Source organism: Daejeonella rubra, from assembly GCF_900103545.1.
Lineage (GTDB): Bacteria > Bacteroidota > Bacteroidia > Sphingobacteriales > Sphingobacteriaceae > Daejeonella > Daejeonella rubra.
Genome location: NZ_FNHH01000014.1, coordinates 17,643 through 34,797, shown reverse-complemented (window position 1 = coordinate 34,797; position 17,155 = coordinate 17,643). Strand labels below are relative to the sequence as shown.

The window sequence follows — 17,155 nt, the reverse complement described above, 5'->3', positions numbered from 1 at the left end:
AAAAACCGGAAGCGCTGCGAACGCTCCCGGATAAAATCTGGTGTTAAAAAAATCAACAGCTTACACAATTAATTAAATCAAACCAAACTCACAAATGTATGAAACTTTACATGCAATTTAAGTGCAAGAAACCTTGCATATCATTAAAATTTATCAGGGTTATGAAACTCGCAATTATTTTATGCCTCACAACCTTATTGCAGGTTAATGCAGCAGGGTATGCACAGAAGATCAGTCTTTCTGTAAAAAATGCTCCAATGGAGAAAGCATTAAGGGAAATTAAAAAACAGGTGAATTATAATTTCCTGTACAATACCCAAATGCTTCAGGCCTCGAAGCCAGTAAATTTCAGTGTAACAAACTCTTCTCTTGAAGAAGTTCTCAGACTGTGTTTCAACGACCAGCCTTTAACTTACTCTATTGTTGATGAAACCATTATCATCTCCAAAAAAACTATCCTGAAATCAGAAAATCAGGTTCAGGTTGAAGAGGTAGCTCCTCCCCAGGAAATAAAGGGTACTGTAACTGACTCTAAAGGAGTTGGACTTCCTGGCGTAAGCGTTAAACTTAAAAAATCAACCATTGGGGTAACAACAGATATCAATGGTAATTTTACAATTAATATTCCGGAAGCAGGAACTTTAGTATTCAGCTACATTGGCTTTATCACTATTGAACTTCCAGCAAATGCCAGAGCAGCAATGAATGTAGTGATGGAAGAAGATCAGCAGGCATTAAGTGAAGTTGTTGTTGTTGGTTACGGAACTCAAAGTAAGAAAGATGTTTCCAGTGCTATTGGATCACTTTCTGTAGGAAGCAAAAAATTAGCTGACCTGCCAATTACTAGTCCGGAGCAATTATTACAAGGACGTGTAGGAGGTGTTAACATCACTCAGGATACCGGCACTCCGGGAGGTCGTTCTACTGTTAGGATCAGAGGTGCAAGTTCAATTACTGGTGGAAATGATCCATTATATGTGGTTGATGGAGTTCCTGTTAATACAGGAAACTATAATGGCGCTGCTGGTGGAGCTGTTGCTCAAAACCCGCTTTCAAATATCAGCCCGAATGACATTGAGTCTATTGACATCCTGAAAGATGCATCTGCGTCGGCTATTTACGGATCAAGAGCTTCAAATGGTGTAATTGTTATTACTACCAAAAGAGGTAAAGAAGATCAGACAAAGATCTCTTACAATACCTATTTCGGATACCAGGAAGTTGCTAAAAGAATTCCTCTTTTAGGCGGTCCTGAGTGGGGAGAATTGATCAACGAAGCGAACGTGAACGTAGGAAATGCTCCTCCGATAGCGAACCCTGGTGCATTGACAACCACAGACTGGCAGGAAGAGATTTTCAGAAGAGCTCCGATCCATAATAATGAGCTTTCACTTTCTGGTGGTACCAAGAAAACACAATACTTTTTATCAGGCAGTTATTTAGGTCAGACCGGTGTTGTTATCGGCAGCGGATTTACCCGTGGAAACGTCAGGTTTAATTTTGACCAGACTATCAATGACCGCTTAAAAGTAGGAATCAATATGAGTATGAACCGTTCAAAAACTGATCGTGTAAGTACTGGCGACCGTGATGGTATTGTGGCTGTAGCCATTGTAAAATCACCGGCTGTTCCTGCCCGTAATGCTGATGGTTCATTAAACCCTAACGATCCATATATCAGTAATATTGATAACCCATTGATCATTGCTGATCAGGTTAGAAATGATGCCTTCAGTAACAGAGCTTTAGGTAATGCATTTCTAGAGTTTAAGATCCTGGACGGACTGAACTTCAGAAGCAGTATTGGTGTAGATTATTTAAGTCTGGAAGAGGTTTATTTTGTACCACCAAATAAATTGACCGTAGTAGGAAGAACAACAAACGGTACAGGTACTAATAGTATGACTCAGGATAAAGGCTGGATCAATGAGAACACCCTGAATTACAATAAAACGTTTAAGGAAAACCACAGATTCAATGTCCTTTTAGGTTATTCAAATCAGGAATCTAAATTTGACAGAACTATTGCATCTGCTTCAAACTTTGCGCTGGAAGCGATTCAAACTTTGGGTTCAGCATCCATCAAAAATTCAACTTCTACAGGTAGCAGCTGGGGCTTAACCTCTTATTTCAGCAGGTTAAACTATTCATTTAAAGATAAATTCAATCTGGCAGCCAGTTATCGTATTGACGGATCTTCAAGATTCAGTGAAAACAATAAGTATGGTCGTTTCCCTTCTGTTTCTGCGGCATATCGCATCGGACAGGAAGATTTCTTAAAAGATCTTACCTGGGTTGAAGATGTTAAAGTAAGAGCAAGCTGGGGCCGCACAGGTAACCAGGAGATCGGTAACTTCACCTCCAGAGGATTATTTGGTGGTGGTTTTAACTACATAGGCCTAAGCGGTCTGGCACAAACACAGTTAGCTAACCCTGATTTAAGCTGGGAGAGCACTGAACAAACCAATTTAGGTTTAGACATGAGCTTTTTCAAAGGCAGGATCAATTTCAGCATTGATGCTTACAAGAAAAATACTTCGGGATTATTATTGGCCGTTTCATTACCAAGAACTTCAGGATTTACAAGTTCATTACAAAACGTAGGAAATGTTGAGAATAAAGGAATTGAACTTTCTTTAAACACAGTTAACATAGACAAGACAAACTTTAAATGGTCAACTGATTTCAATATTTCATTTAACAGAAACGAGGTTACAAACCTGCCTGGCGGAGATATTCCACTAGGATTTAATGGCTATGCCAGTGTAATTAAGGAAGGTTATCCATTAGGTACCTTCTTTGGGTGGAATATTCTTCGTGTTAATCCTGCAACAGGTAATTATGATGTACAGGATCTAAATGGCGATGGAAACATTCCTTTGGCTTCAACCACACTTGATAACGTAGTATTGGGAAATGCACAACCGAAATTCACAGGAGGTTTTACAAACTCTGTATCCTACAAAAATTTCGATGCTTCTGTTTTCCTGCATTTTGTTTATGGCAACATGATCTTCAATCAGGCTGAGTATTCTTACGGAAGGCTTCATACCTGGTTCAACTCATCAACGTTAGCAAGAAACAGATGGAGAAAACCTGGTGACATTGCAACCTTACACCGTGCCGCATGGGGAGATCCAACGAGAAACGGATCAGTTTCAAACCGCGTATTGCAGGATGGATCATTCTTAAGAGTGAAAAATATTGCCATGGGGTATAATATTAAAAATGCTGCCATGAAGAAAGCCGGAATTCAAAACCTAAGAATTTATGCTGCAGGTCAGAATATCTTCACCTTTACCGATTATCGCGGTTATGACCCGGAAGTTAACGCGAATGGAAATGATACGACTTTAGGTTTTGATATGAGTTCATATCCTCAGGCAAGATCATTCTCACTAGGTTTAAACGCTACATTTTAATAGAAAATTTATGAAACCATCATGATCTTGCTAAGATCCGCAGGGCTATAATTATCAAATCATGATCGCTTCATCACCATTAAAAAATCTAAATAATAAACAGATGAAAAAAATATTTTTAATACTCTTCCTATACCTGTCGGTATCCTCATGTGATGTCATTGAACAGGAACCGATAGATTCTGTTTCAACACAGTCACTATTTAAGCTTCCATCAGATGCGGATGCAGCAATTGTTGGGACCTATCGTTATTTGGCCAATCTGGGTTCCAATTATATTTACTTTGCAGAATTACCAACAAAAAACAGTAAAGGAAATGCACTGAACCGCCAGTTTGAGCAATTGAACAATCTGATCATTGTTGCAGATAACTCACAATTCACAGGATTATGGGATCAGCAATTTGTATTGATCAACTCTGCTAACGTGGTTATTGCGAAAGTTCCGGGAATTCCGGGAATGGCTGATGCAGCTAAAAATTCAATCGTCGCTGAGGCTCGCTTTTTGAGAGCATTCACATACTTTAATCTGGTTAAATATTTCGGAGCGGTGCCCTTGATCACAACACCAACTGAAAGTCCGGATGTACCTGCCCTGCAAGTATCCAGAACTCCGGTAGCAGATGTGTACACTCAAATTCTTGCAGATCTTGATTTTGCAAAACTAAACTTGCCTGAAACCCATGCAGGATTAGGCAGAACAGGTCGTGCAACTAAAGCTGCTGCCTATGCATTAGGAGCAAGAATTCACCTGACCAGAAAAAACTATGCGCTTGCGGTTGCTGATGCAAATCAGGTAATCAGCAGAAGAGGAGAAGCTTTAACTGTAGCCTATGCTAACTTATTTCTGACAAAAAATTCAGCAGAATCTATCTTAGAGATAAACTATGATACTCAATTGCAGAACAATCTGTCTACAACATTCCTTCCGGGATCTCTTGGAGGTACCAGAACCATTGAAGTTAATAATGATATCTTCAATGCATATGAAAGTGGTGACCTTAGAAAGGATGCAACCTATGGCTTTGCAAATGCTGCCAACTACATGAAAAAGTATTCAAGAGGTGGTACAAAAGATGATAACATCATTGTTTTCCGCCTGGCTGAAGTGCTTTTATCAAAGGCTGAAGCTTTAGCAGAAACCAGCTATCCGAGTGCTGATGCAGTAAAATTGCTTAATGAGGTTCGCAGAAGAGCTGGCCTAGCAGCTATCAACCCTGCAACTTTAATCGATTTCAGAACTGCATTATACAAAGAAAGAAGACTTGAGCTTTGCTTTGAAGGTCACGAATGGTTTGACATTGTCAGAACCGGCAGACTTCAGGCAGTTCTTGGTATCACAGATAATAATAAAGCAATCTGGCCAGTACCATCTGTGGAGATTGCCCGTAACCCAAAATTACAACCACAAAATCCTGGTTATTAATTAAGATCAATTTAAATTTTACAAAGCCCGGTATTTGAAATCAGATACCGGGCTTTGTTTTTACTAGCAAATTGAGACCTAGTAATCCAATTGCATTGACCTGTATCACCGGATCCCAATAAAATTGTTTAGTATATTAGCGTAATCCTTAACGGGATTTTTAAAAAGGCATAATTTAAATTTGCCTGCTAATAAAAAATGGCCGAAAGAAAAAACGAGAAATTCAGAAACAAGGTCTACAGCATCGTGTTTGAATCAGATACCCGGCCAGGCAGATTGTTTGATCTGATTTTATTGTGGCTGATCCTGTTAAGCATTATTTCTGTCTTTCTGGAAAGCGTAGCTAGCTTTCGCGAAAAATATATTGCCGCAATCCACATAATCGAATGGACCTTTACCATTCTTTTTACCCTGGAATATGCTTTGAGAATTTACAGCAGTAAAAAACCATTAAGCTATATTTTCAGTTTTTATGGTTTAATTGATCTTATTTCATTCATCCCAAATTACCTCAGCATATTTTTCCCGGGGGCTCAATATCTGATGGTTATACGTGCTCTGCGATTATTAAGAGTATTTCGAATACTCAAATTAAGCAGGTTCATCAATGAGGGCAATATTTTAAAAGATGCACTGAAGGCAAGTATGCATAAGATCACTGTGTTCCTTGCAAGTGTGATCACAATGGTAACTATAATTGGCACTCTGATGTACATTATTGAGGGTGAAGAAAGCGGCTTTACCAATATTCCTGTGGCTATCTATTGGGCAATTGTTACGATCACAACAGTAGGGTACGGCGATATTTCACCTCAAAGTCCGCTCGGACAATTTTTGGCAAGCATACTAATGATCACTGGCTATGGAATAATTGCAGTTCCCACCGGAATCGTTACGGTTGCAATGGCCAAAGCCACAGAAGAGTCCAAAGAGAAATGCCCCGAATGTTCCTCTCCGATCTATCCTTCTAAAGCAAACTTTTGCTCCAACTGCGGAAAAGAATTACATCCGAAAGCATAATTATCGCCCTGTTTGCAAATGAATTTCCAATTAATGCAGCTTTATCTTAAATTCATCATTGAAATAAAAGACCCGTATGAATATTTTTAAAATGAAGTCCCTTTATCTTGCTGCCTTTCTGTTATTCAGTCAGTGTAGCTTTGCACAGAATGATAGGGGTAAGATAGATTTTGAAACTTATAATCCGCCATCATCCCTTGTTGTTCCGGAACATGTAACAGGGAGAGCTAAATTCCCATTCATTGATGTTCATAACCATCAGAATAACATGCCATCTCAGAATCTAGGCAATTTACTGTCGGAAATGGATAAGCTGAACATGAAGATCATGGTCAATCTAAGCGGACGCAGTGGCGACTACCTCGCATCTGCAGTGAAGAATGTTAGGCAAACCAATGCAAAACGCCTGATCGTATTTACTAATATCTCCTTTTCAGGGATTGGAGAGGCATCCTGGACAGAAACTGCAGTTAAACAGATCGAAGCCGATGTGAAGGCAGGTGCACAGGGATTAAAAATATTCAAAAGCCTGGGATTTTCTGTTAAAGACAGTAAAGGCAATCTCGTGCCTGTAGATGATCCAAGGCTGGAGGCGGTCTGGGAGAAATGCGGGCAGCTCGGGATACCCGTTCTTATCCATACTGCAGATCCCAAACAATTCTGGGATGAACCCAATGCCCAAAATGAGCGCTGGCTGGAACTGATAACTCAACCCGGCAGAAACAGGAGTGCATCGGACGGTTATTCCTGGGAAGAATTGATAAAACAACAGCATAATCTGATCAGGAAACATCCGCGCACGAATTTTATAATTGCCCATTTCGGCTGGTTTGCTAATAACCTGGAGTATCTCGGCAAGCTTCTCGATTCCTATCCCAATATGAATGTTGAATTCGGAGCTATCATCGCGGAATTGGGTCGCCAGCCACGAATGGCCAAAAAGTTTTTCGACAAGTATCAGGACCGAATCCTCTTCGGAAAAGATAGCTGGGTACCTTCAGAATACAGCACTTATTTCAGAGTTCTTGAAACCGAAGACGAGTACTTTCCATACCATAAAAAATACCACGCCTACTGGAAAATGTATGGGATAGGGCTGAGCGATCAAGTATTAAAAAAGGTCTATTATAAAAATGCGATCCGCCTGATACCCGGAATTGACAAATCTCAATTTCCGGATTAATAAGAGCGTACTAACCAATATCGAAGGTCTCAGGAGACCAGTCCTGAGACCTTTCCATTACGCTGCATGATACGCTGCAAGGCAAGCATATTCCGCATCAGGTAGCGAGGCATGTGGTAATGCTCTATCGTTGTTTTACTTGGATTCACTACTTTTCTATTACCTCCAAAGGTCCAGAATGCATACTCAGGGCAGCGCATTTTTTCCATCATGTACGCATCACCTGCATTGAAACAATCTTCAGCCCAATCCTGACCGGTATGTTCCAGACTAAGCAGGGCTCCAATAGAAACCTCCTGCTGGCACCATGCCGATTTACTTGGCGACCAGGAATAGGTATTGGCATTGAATAATACTTCAAAATGGCCTCCGTATAATTTATCTGAAGCTACCTCAACATGCCTCCTGAAGGCTTTTTCTGACCTGCTAAAAAGCGCCGCATCTTTTCGTCTAACAGCCTCTGCCATCACAAATGCAAGAGTTTCAATCCCATGCCCGATAACGGCAAAATCTGTATATTCATTTTTGGGAAGACTAAAATCACGATTTCGCACCTCATTCAGAATATTGAACTCTTCATTCACGTGCCGATTCATAATGGCATCGATACATCGGTCTGCCAGTTTTTCAATTTCAGCATCAGGCCCCTGTGTCAGGATCTGTGAGGAAAGGCTCAGAAAGATCATCCAATGACCCAGATTACGAGGCCCCTGCATTTTTGGTTTTCCCGGCACATAACTGATATCATAGACATAATCGGGGCGGTCATAACGAGCCAGACATTCAAAGATCATCTCTTTAGCCATCTTTAGCCATGATTTGTCGCCGCTGGCTTTAGCATACTCTGCAAGGCCTTCAGCCACGAAAAGGTTGCCGTAAATATCACCGGGAGCTGAGATTTTGTTCCCTTCTCTACTATAACTGCCATCGAAGAAATTATCGTCTTTAGGCTTGAGCTTCATAATAAAGTCAATGGCCTTTTTCGCGACCTCAAGGTACTTTGGATTCCTCTCAAAATTAGTATAAAGGAAGGAATAAACCCAAATACCCCTACCCTGATTCCAAACACGTTTAATGGTATTGATCAGTTTCCTTTCTGCAATATCCACATCACACATAAATCCACCGTACTGATGGTCAATACATAAACTATCCATAGCTGGCAAAAAACGCTCGAAAAGTTCATCATGATAACGGTCGTGAAGCTGCTGAAGAGTCAATCCGGCAATAGACTTTATTCGGGTGCTCTCTTTTTCAGCTTTTTCTGATTCAGCAGAGTAAGCATCAAATCCCGACAAGGCTCCAAAGGCAGTGAGCCCTAATCCTGCCATGGAATTTCTCTTTATAAAATCACGTCTTGAAAAATCTTTATGTTGCATTTTTTTATAGTATATATTAAAATAACAATAGAAGAGCATCACACAGATACTCTTCTATGTAAAATAATCCGATATTAAGACCTAATGGCCTAAACAAATAATCCTGAAACTTTATTTCCTCGTTTGATAATGCGATCCATCGAGAGTATCCCAAGCATCAACTGGCGGGCATGATGGTAATGCTCCAGCAGGCTAATGTTTGGCTTCTCCATTTTCCGGTCTCCTCCAGAATGCCAGAACTTATATTCAGGCTTATAGAACTTATCGTAGATATATGAATCAGTACGTTCAAAATGCCTGTATCCCCACTCATCTCCAGTGTGTTCGATGAGGAATAATGCCCCATTCAAAACTTCCTGCTGGTTCCACAATGATTTTCTTATATCCCAGTCATATTTATCTACATTCTGCAAAGAGTGAAAATATCCTCCGTAAAGGGCATCCGTAGCAACATCAACATGCTTTTTATAAACGATACGTGCTTTTTCAAAAAGAGTCCGGTCTTTGCGCCTCGCTGCTTCGAACATAACGAACGTAATTGTTTCAAGACCATGCCCAATTACAGAGAACTGTCCATACTCATTGCCGGGAATGCTCATATCATGATTGATCACCTCATTGGTCAGGCCATAAGCCGGATTCACATGATAATTCATAATGGCATCCACCGAGCGGGCTGCCAGCTTTTCCAGATCTGCATCGGGCTCATGCTTAAGCATCTGAGTTGACAGACTAAGGAAGATCATCCAGTGACCAAGCACTCTGGGGCCCTCGATTTTTGGTGCACCAGGCAGATAACTGATATCATAAATATAATCAGGCTTGTCATAGCGTGCTACACAATCAAAAATAATTTTCTTTGCAAGCTGTCTGTACTGCTTTTCACCAGATGCCTTTGCATATTCAAACAGTCCCTCTGCTACAAAAAGGCTTCCGTATATATCACCGGGACCTGAAAGAGGTTTTCCATCATTACTAAATGTACGCGGCCAGAAGCTATCGTCTTTTGGCTGTAGTTTCAGAAGCAAGTCTTTAGACTTACGTGCAATCTCCAGATAACGCGGATTCTTATCCAGGTTATTATAGAGAAAGGAATAAACCCACAGACCGCGGCCTACAAACCATGCTGTTTTATTGGAATTTGCCAATTCACCTGTTTTGATGTCCAGAGAACACATTACCCCGCCATATTCATGGTCGATGGCATATTTGTCCATATTAGGAATAAACCTGTCAAAAAGTTCTTCCCTGTATTTATCTCTTAATTGTTTGACACTTAATCCGGCAATTTTTGTAACTTTTTCTGAGGTATTATTTACAGGGTCTGCAATAGAATTATCAGCGGTAAAAGCCAATGAACTGCCGGCCGTAAGGATACCAAGACCTGCCAGTGAGTTATGCTTTAAAAAGGAGCGTCTTGAATAATCTTTCTTTTCCATGATACTAATGTTAGAAATTACAATGAATAGGTATTCGCTGACGAAGACTGACTGTCAGCAATGTTAAAATTTTCATGACAAATAAATTTCTGTCCCGAAAAATAATTCCCGGGACAGAAACTTAAATCATATTTATTATGGCTTTTTATCCCACCAGAGTTTAGTAACCCCATTATCAGGGCCACCCAGCATGGTAGCTACAGCAGCCTCCACGGCAGTTCTGTTGTTATTGTACTCTATTCCAACAAATGGAACCCTTCTTGGGATCTTATTTACTGGGATATCGGGATTTTCACTTAAGATCCTGTCATAAAGAGTAGGATAATTAGTCCGGCGCCTTTCAGCCCATGCTTCTTCACTATCAGGATATAAAGCAATCCACTTTTGGGTAATAATCTGCTCGAGGATTCTCTCTTTACTTGCAGAAGACTGGAATGCAACAGGAATTGTTGATACAGGAGCTGATTGAGAATCATAGCCTGCAGGAACATTGGTGCTGCTTACATAAGGATTACCCACAAGGTTTTTTCCATCAGATCCATGTTCTGCCAGAGAGGCGCTAATCCCACTTTCATAAAAGCTTCTGGTCGATCCTCCACCCATATTCCAGCCCTCAAGTGCACCTTCTGCTCTCAGAAAATAAACTTCAGCGGCTCTTAAAACAGGCCAATCTGGCCCTTTGTCCCCAACCGTAAGATAGGCTGGAGCCATATTTGAACTAACTGCATTAATACCCGACTGTTTAGCAATTTTAGTCTGACCGTTACGGATTCCTTCAAAATTGAAGGTAAATCCTGCAGGATCATCCGAAGGATCAGACGTTCCTGCTGCTGAAAAGAATTTGGAGGCTCTTGGATCTGCATATCCTTTCAGCACACTTTCCATGTCGGCACTCATCCTGAAGTCAGACCAGGCAGTAAGTGTATTATATTTATTAGCAAATGCAATTGCACTTTTTACGGTTGCATTATCCGCATTATTCTCAATAACACCATCAGCAATTGCCTTCTCTGCATTTGTTTTTGCCAATGCCGGATCTGCGTACTTTACCCTCAATGCCAGGCGCAAACGAAGAGTATTGGCCATTTTAAGCCATTTATCCACATTCCCTGCATAAATAACATCTTGAGCACCTAAGAATGATGTCTTGCCGCTATTGCTCTTTAAGAGTGCAACTGCCTGATCGAGAGTAGTAAAGAAATCTTTGTAAATATCTTCCTGCTTATCATAGGGTACAGTTTTTTCGCCGTTACCAAATTTTGAATATGGGATAGGTCCCCAGAAATCCGTAATACGATGATAAACATATACCCTCCAAACCTTCATCATGGCATTTTCGATATCATATTTGTTGGTTACTGCATAATCTTCTGCGTACTTTACCTGAGGTGCAACCCCGGTATAAAAGCCACCGTAGAAAGCGTCTAGCCAGGCACCATTCAGGACGAAATTATCTGAATAGAAATCAGGATGCGTATGCGTCTGATAATTTGAATATATATCAGAAAAAGCCGCATGACCACGCAGAAAAGATGTTGAATTGTCAAAATAAACACCGCTATAAAGCGCACGTTTCACTACAAATCCATATGAAGACTGATCTAGTCCGTCAACAGTAAGAACCTTTGTATTGGTATTTATTTCATTAAAATCTTTGGTACAGGAAGTTCCAAAAATCGCGAATGAAATAGTTATTATAAGTTGAAATATTTTTTTCATCTGATTATAGTTTAGAGCAATTAAAAACCAAAATTTAGAGACAGACCAAACGAGCGTGTAGTTGGCAGAGAAAGTGATTCGCGACCCTCCGAACTATTCGCCACATCAGTTACCATTTCAGGATCAACATATTCAGACTTATTGTATAAAAAGAAAAGATTTCTTCCTACCAATGAGAATCTTGCCGATCTAAAAGGGGTTTTACTTAATAACTCAGCGGGTAACTGATAACCAAAAACCAATTCCCTGAGACGAATATTGGTAGCATCACGCACAAAAGACTCTCCAACTGGTGCGCCTACTCCCCCCAGATGATTCCATAATCTCTCTGAAGAAACAGTAATTGTATTTGTAGCTCCGCTTTGGGTTACAGCGGTTTCATTTGTAAAAATATTACCACCGAATATTAATGAACCATCTCTCCCCTGCTCAGTATAATCCAGTACTCCCACACCTGATTCTATTGCCTCGGTAAAGGAAATAAATGATCCGCCTTTTCTTACATCAATAAGCGTACTCAAACTAAAATTTTTGTATCTGAATGAATTGTTAAGACCTGCAAGCCAATCGGGATTAAAGTTCGCAACTTTCACATCTTGTCCGGTGGTGATCTGAGGAAGCCCATTTACAGAAACAATAACCTTTCCCTGCGCATCTCTAACATAACCTCTTGAATAAATGTCACCAAAAGGCTGCCCCTTTACAAGTTTATAAATCCTAATATAATCCGAAGCTTGTGATAGTTGATTGAAACCTTCAGCAATTTCTAAAACTGTACTCTTGTTTTTTGAGAAATTAAGATCTATGTCCCAGTTAAATGCTCTTTCAGAAAACAAAGATGCTCCTAATGAAGTCTCAAACCCTTTATTCTGTATATCTGCACCATTCTGGAAAACACTGCTCACTCCTGAACCTACCGGAACCGGTGAGGCAAAAAGCTGATCGAATGTATTGGTTTTATAGACTGTAGCATCAAACCTCAGCTTTCCTTCCAGCATTCTTAAATCCAGACCAAGTTCTGTTGAATGAGTTGATTCAGGTCTGAGATTTGCATTCGGCAGCACTGAACTAAGAGAAATAGTACCATTACTGATAGAGGCTGTTCGGGAAAGATTATAAGGATCTGTATCATTACCAACTTCAGCGTATGAACCCCGTAGCTTTGCATAAGTAAAGAACTTAGGCAATTCAACAAGATCGGTAAGAATTGCCGATAAGCCCACTGAAGGATAGAAATAAGACCTGTTGTTTGAAGGAAGTGTTGAACTCCAGTCATTTCTCCCGGTTATATTCAGGAATATTGCATCTTTATAGGATAGATCTCCAAACCCGTAAACAGATTGTACTTCTTTATGACGCTCATAGGTATCAGCAGGGCGAGGGTCTAATGTATTAGCCAGGGAGAACAAATTCTGTATCTGGAAGTTAGCTCCTGACCCACCTAAAGCATTTGCCTTGTATATTCGGTTATTGGCACCTGCATTCAGATTAATCTTGAAGTTTTTTGAAATATCCTTACTAAAGGTTAAAAGTGCATCTGTATTCCATTCAAATGAATTGGAATTCACACGAGAATAAGATCCATTTGCTGCAATAACATAGGTATCATTATGCTGCCTGGTTTCTCCCATTGAATTCGAACGGTCTAATGCAGATCTTCCCTGAATGGACCAATTATCAGATATCTTATAGCTTAAACTTAACATTCCAAGAACACGTTCCAGGCCCAACGGATTTTCTACATTGTTCCTGGTCCAGTAAGGATTACCAGCTCCGTTAAAGTTAGGTGAATAAAAGTGCTGCTTTATCTGACCGGCAGCATTTGCGAACTCATAATGCTGGAGATCCTGTGTACGAATGTTACGCGGTATCTGGTACAGATACCTCATCGGGTTATTAAAATTTTCTCCCGAGAATAATACATTCTTGAAATCCTGACGGATATAGTTGATCTTAGAATCAAGTTTCAGTTTCTTACTTAGGTCAGATAACATTCTCATACTTAGATTGTGACTACCCAGATTATTTCCCTGAATAATGCCTGAAGCGTCAGTATGGGTATACCCCAGTGCAACATTTGATTTTTCTGAATTAATATTAACTGAAAGATTAGTAGCGAAGCTTCTACCTAACTGAAAGAAATCTTTGATGTTATCGGGCTGAGCAGTATAGGCATATGTTGTACTGCCTCCCAACTGATTAGCAATATAATTCGGATCGTTTGACCAATGCCTTACCGGGCTTCCATCAAATTTCGGACCCCATGAAGTAACTGATGATGGAGAATAAACTCCACCTGCACCTTGTCCGTATTGATTTTGATATTTGGTCAGAATAATAGGGTCATTTCCGTTAAAAGTAAATCCTACATTTGAAGTTACCCCTTTGGCTGCTCCTTTACCGGATTTTGTAACCACAACGATCGCACCGTTATTTGCCCTGCTGCCATATAATGCTGCAGCATTTGCACCCTTTAATACAGAAAGAGATTCTATATCATCAGGACTTAAATTGGCAATGTCACCGTTTAATGTGATCCCATCTACAATATATAAAGGCTGGCTGCTTCCACTGATTGAACGGTTACCTCTCAAAAGCACTTTTGATGCAGCGCCGACTCCGGAACCTGAATTTGTGATCGTCAATCCGGCCACCTTCCCTCCCAAACCTTCCAAAAGGTTGGTAGAACGAGCCTGGGTGAGTTCAGAAGTAGTGATATTCTGTGCAGCGTAACTTAATGATTTTTTATTTCTCTGGATGCCCAAAGCTGTTACCACAACCTCACTTAAAGACTGCATATCCTCCCTTAGCCGAACATCCATTGTGGACTGGCTGTTAACTGGAACTTCCTGAGTTATATAACCAATGTATTTAAAAACCAAAATGGCATCGGCAGGTGAATTGATAGAGAAATTACCATTTATATCTGTACTCGTTCCTGTTGTTGTACCCTTCACAATGATACTAACACCAATAAGTGCTTCTCCTTTAGAGTCAGAAACTTTTCCCCGGATTTCTATCCGCTGAGCTGCTGTCTCCGGTTTTAGTTGTGATGATTCATCTTTGGGCTTGATCAGAATTATATTCTCAGAAATCTGAAAAGTAAAAGGCTGGTCTGCTAATGATAAAGTAAGCGCATCCTTTAGTGATACCCTTTGCACATTTATGTTCACGAATTTGGCCTTTTCAATAAGATCAGAATTATATACCAGTTGATAGCCACTTTGTTTGCGAATTTCCTGCAAAACAGCCTTCAAAGGAGCATTCCTTTCCGAAAGGGTAATCTTTTGAGCGAAGCCTGCAGCACTTACTGTCAGGCAGCTAAAGGTTAGAATTACTGCGGTTAAATTCATTATGAAAACCAGTTTGGATTTCAAAAGACCGGCGAGGTTATTATTACGATAACCACAAACCACTCCCTTGATGAGAATTTTTAATTTCATACTTTTACGGGGTTAGGGTAAATTGATTGTTTTGATTAATTTGAGTTGATTAAGCGATTGTGCCCTAATAGAACCGGAGGTGTTGCAAGCACTTCCGGTTTATTATTTAATGGCTGTTGAGTAGTTGAATGTTACATAGGCCTTTGGTTATTATTTGTTTTTTGAAATTTTAATTGTCTTTCCTTCAATGCTGAATTTCACCCTTCCTGTAACCTCAAGAATTTCCAGAACTCTGGACAGGTGAAGATTACGCGACATATAGGCATTATATCTTGTGTGTGGGATTGCTGAATAGTCAATTTCAACATCATACCAGCGTTCCAACTGACGCATGATATCAACCAGGTACATATCATTAAACTGGAAATTTCCATTCTTCCAGGCCATTACCTGCTCAACATTTGCGGAATGTACCAGAATTTCGCCCTTTTTATTAAGTGCTTCCTCTCCAGGCTTTAAATAGCTTACCTTATTTATTGAACTTTCTGAAACTTTAACTGAACCTTCGATCAGAGTAGTTTTGATCTGAGACTCATTAGAATAAGCATTGACATTAAAATGGGTGCCCAGCACTTCAACTACCTGGCTGGCACTTACAACTTTAAATGGCATGAGCTTATTGGGTGAAATCTCGAAATAGGCCTCGCCTGTCAATTCCACTTTACGCTCAGTACCTGAAAAAACAGCCGGGTACCTTAAGGAAGATGCCGCATTAAGCCAGACTTTACTTCCATCAGGCAGGTTAACCTGATACTGTCCCCCTTTAGGTGTTTCAATTTTATTATAAATATCCTGTGATTTCAAAACCCTGAACTCAGTATCTGCTCTTTCATAGATCAACTGACCTTCAATTTTTTTGATAATACTAATACCGGATTGTACAGCAATCTCTCCTTGTTGAGCATCATCCAGGGATATCCTGGAACCATCAGCTAAGGTCAATACTGCCTTGTTCCCGCCCGGAGCAACATCATTTATCTTTACGGGAGAATTCTGGATCGACAATGCCGGGGCTTGCGTTCTGTTCTTATAAAAATATAATCCTGAAGAAAGAATAATCAGAATTGAAGCAGCGACAGCAAAATACCTTCGGTATCTTTTATTGGAACCTGTATTCAGCTCAACAACAGGTCTCTCAATTTGTTCCCTGATCTTATTCAACATCTCTTCACGGAGCGTGAAATCAAAATGGGAATTCTGCACATTCGCGCCTCTGGCTTCCAGTCTCTTATAATACTCTTCAACAAGAGATATTTCTGCCTCACTGGCATTTCCTGACAAATATTTTGCGATTAAATCTGAAAAGTGTTTTTCTTCCATGATACTATACCTTTAAGTACCAAAAAAGGAATGACACCCTACCAAAAAATAAAGTAAATGAAATTAGCTGATATGTTATTCGCCTACAGAGATGAAGACATTATTAATGCAACACACAGTTCCCAGTTCAATCCGTCACGTATGTGTTTAAGTGATTTCGACATTCTCTTTTCAACAGCCTTCTCGGAAATACTAAATTGAGAAGCAATTTGCTTATAAGTATAACCTTCCTCGCGACTAAGCCGAAAGGTTTCTTTGCAATTCTCCGGCAATGTATTTAACAAACTCTGAATAAGATTTTGCTGCTCTTTAAAGATCAGAGGATCATCATTCAGAATCTCTGAAGTTATTTCTTTCACCCGATCATAAAATCGCGAATCTGTTTTATTTGATCTTATAGCTTTTAATACCAGGAATCGGGCTGACTGTTGCAGATATGGTTTAAGTGATTGAATATTGGAGACTTCCCTGCGCTGCCATAGACTTATAAAAACATTCTGCACAACGTCTTTTGCACTCTCTTCATCCTGGATAATTGAATAAGACGTTTGGAAGAGAACCTTCCAATAGCGATTATAAATCTCGGTAAACGCAGACTCATCATCACTTTTAAGTAAATTAATTAATTGAATATCTGTTAAAATGCTATAAGTATGCATATTGTTTACGATAACAAGTATAACAAAATTTTGATTCAAAAATAAAAACTACACTTTTAAATTTTAAATCTTGAATATTTTAATATTAATTATAAAAGTAATTTATGAGCTTATATTCAGCAGATAACAGCTTATTTGAAAATTG

10 protein-coding genes are annotated in these 17,155 nt (G+C 39.8%); 4 read left to right on the top strand and 6 right to left on the bottom strand.

All coding sequences use genetic code 11. The features are described 5' to 3' along the window. Nucleotides 1–161 precede the first annotated feature (161 nt). The 4 genes from BLR27_RS10855 (at nucleotide 162) to BLR27_RS10840 (ending at nucleotide 7,051) form a co-directional block, all read left to right on the top strand. Entirely contained in the window at nucleotides 162–3,422 is a 3,261-nt protein-coding gene (locus BLR27_RS10855; protein ID WP_176767674.1) for a TonB-dependent receptor, read from the top strand. 103 nt (nucleotides 3,423–3,525) lie between these two features. Continuing rightward, on the top strand, nucleotides 3,526–4,848 hold the full coding sequence (locus BLR27_RS10850; protein WP_176767673.1) for a RagB/SusD family nutrient uptake outer membrane protein: 1,323 nt from the start codon (nucleotides 3,526–3,528) through the stop codon (nucleotides 4,846–4,848). 198 nt (nucleotides 4,849–5,046) lie between these two features. After that, nucleotides 5,047–5,868 (top strand): ion transporter, encoded by an 822-nt coding sequence (locus tag BLR27_RS10845; protein ID WP_090704776.1) that lies wholly within the window; start codon nucleotides 5,047–5,049, stop codon nucleotides 5,866–5,868. A gap of 76 nt (nucleotides 5,869–5,944) precedes the next feature. Next, entirely contained in the window at nucleotides 5,945–7,051 is a 1,107-nt protein-coding gene (locus tag BLR27_RS10840; RefSeq protein ID WP_221406326.1) for an amidohydrolase family protein, read from the top strand. A gap of 29 nt (nucleotides 7,052–7,080) precedes the next feature. Here BLR27_RS10840 and BLR27_RS10835 read toward each other — a convergent pair whose 3' ends face one another. The 6 genes from BLR27_RS10835 to BLR27_RS10810 form a co-directional block, all read right to left on the bottom strand. After that, entirely contained in the window at nucleotides 7,081–8,430 is a 1,350-nt protein-coding gene (locus tag BLR27_RS10835; RefSeq protein WP_176767672.1) for an AGE family epimerase/isomerase, read from the bottom strand. 89 nt (nucleotides 8,431–8,519) lie between these two features. After that, the gene (locus BLR27_RS10830) at nucleotides 8,520–9,869 is read right to left on the bottom strand and encodes an AGE family epimerase/isomerase (RefSeq protein ID WP_090704770.1); all 1,350 of its coding nucleotides are present in this window, start codon (nucleotides 9,867–9,869) and stop codon (nucleotides 8,520–8,522) included. Between the two features lie 135 nt (nucleotides 9,870–10,004). Then, nucleotides 10,005–11,588: a SusD/RagB family nutrient-binding outer membrane lipoprotein gene (locus BLR27_RS10825; protein WP_090704767.1), complete on the bottom strand. Its 1,584-nt coding sequence runs from the start codon at nucleotides 11,586–11,588 to the stop codon at nucleotides 10,005–10,007. A gap of 20 nt (nucleotides 11,589–11,608) precedes the next feature. Next, nucleotides 11,609–15,031 carry a SusC/RagA family TonB-linked outer membrane protein gene (locus BLR27_RS10820; RefSeq protein ID WP_221406325.1) on the bottom strand — a complete coding sequence of 1,141 codons (3,423 nt, stop codon included), beginning with the start codon at nucleotides 15,029–15,031 and terminating at the stop codon, nucleotides 11,609–11,611. 150 nt (nucleotides 15,032–15,181) lie between these two features. Further along, nucleotides 15,182–16,351, bottom strand: coding sequence for a FecR family protein (locus BLR27_RS10815; protein WP_090704764.1), 1,170 nt, complete (start codon nucleotides 16,349–16,351; stop codon nucleotides 15,182–15,184). Nucleotides 16,352–16,434: 83 nt separating this feature from the next. Then, entirely contained in the window at nucleotides 16,435–17,010 is a 576-nt protein-coding gene (locus BLR27_RS10810; protein WP_090704762.1) for an RNA polymerase sigma factor, read from the bottom strand. Nucleotides 17,011–17,155: the final 145 nt, after the last annotated feature.

What these genes read in the sequence shown, in the direction of transcription:
- BLR27_RS10855 (WP_176767674.1), top strand. Translation starts at nt 162, where the DNA reads ATGAAACTCGCAATTATTTTATGCCTCACAACCTTATTGCAGGTTAAT.
- BLR27_RS10850 (WP_176767673.1), top strand. Translation starts at nt 3,526, where the DNA reads ATGAAAAAAATATTTTTAATACTCTTCCTATACCTGTCGGTATCCTCA.
- BLR27_RS10845 (WP_090704776.1), top strand. Translation starts at nt 5,047, where the DNA reads ATGGCCGAAAGAAAAAACGAGAAATTCAGAAACAAGGTCTACAGCATC.
- BLR27_RS10840 (WP_221406326.1), top strand. Translation starts at nt 5,945, where the DNA reads ATGAATATTTTTAAAATGAAGTCCCTTTATCTTGCTGCCTTTCTGTTA.
- BLR27_RS10835 (WP_176767672.1), bottom strand. Translation starts at nt 8,430, where the DNA reads ATGCAACATAAAGATTTTTCAAGACGTGATTTTATAAAGAGAAATTCC.
- BLR27_RS10830 (WP_090704770.1), bottom strand. Translation starts at nt 9,869, where the DNA reads ATGGAAAAGAAAGATTATTCAAGACGCTCCTTTTTAAAGCATAACTCA.
- BLR27_RS10825 (WP_090704767.1), bottom strand. Translation starts at nt 11,588, where the DNA reads ATGAAAAAAATATTTCAACTTATAATAACTATTTCATTCGCGATTTTT.
- BLR27_RS10820 (WP_221406325.1), bottom strand. Translation starts at nt 15,031, where the DNA reads ATGAAATTAAAAATTCTCATCAAGGGAGTGGTTTGTGGTTATCGTAAT.
- BLR27_RS10815 (WP_090704764.1), bottom strand. Translation starts at nt 16,351, where the DNA reads ATGGAAGAAAAACACTTTTCAGATTTAATCGCAAAATATTTGTCAGGA.
- BLR27_RS10810 (WP_090704762.1), bottom strand. Translation starts at nt 17,010, where the DNA reads ATGCATACTTATAGCATTTTAACAGATATTCAATTAATTAATTTACTT.